We start from the raw sequence: 586 nt of genomic DNA, 5'->3' as shown, positions 1-586 counted from the left end.
CTTGTGCGGGCCCCCGTCAATTCATTTGAGTTTTAACCTTGCGGCCGTACTCCCCAGGCGGTCTACTTAATGCGTTAGCTTTGAAAAACAACTCCGAAGAGTCGAGCTTCTAGTAGACATCGTTTACGGCGTGGACTACCAGGGTATCTAATCCTGTTTGCTCCCCACGCTTTCGTACATGAGCGTCAGTGTATTATCTGACTTCTCTTGTCTATTTGGCACTGAAGTCCCCTACGGAGTTTGTTGCTGAGGGTGACTCTGTACTAAACAAACCAACAGTTCAACTTTACCTTTGCTAACTTGTAACTCGCTAACTATTTAGCCATGAATGTGTTTGTTATGGTCTAGATTCGGCACTGAAGTGCCTCCTACAGGGGTTTGTTGCTGAGGGTAATTCCGATTAACGCTCGCACCCTCCGTATTACCGCGGCTGCTGGCACGGAGTTAGCCGGTGCTTCTTCTGTAAGTAACGTCACAGCTAAGTGCTATTAACACTTAACCTTTCCTCCTTACTGAAAGTGCTTTACAACCCGAAGGCCTTCTTCACACACGCGGCATGGCTGCATCAGGCTTGCGCCCATTGTGC

Annotated in this window: 1 rRNA gene; it reads right to left on the bottom strand. The window is 48.5% G+C overall.

The features are described 5' to 3' along the window. Positions 1 to 586: ribosomal RNA gene (locus tag C2M33_RS10115) — 16S ribosomal RNA — on the bottom strand; the annotation flags it as partial.

It is taken from the genome of Pseudoalteromonas sp. T1lg122, assembly GCF_002964825.1.
Lineage (GTDB): Bacteria > Pseudomonadota > Gammaproteobacteria > Enterobacterales > Alteromonadaceae > Pseudoalteromonas > Pseudoalteromonas gelatinilytica.
The sequence above is the reverse complement of the archived record's forward strand: the minus strand, read 5'-3'. Positions and strand labels throughout refer to the sequence as shown.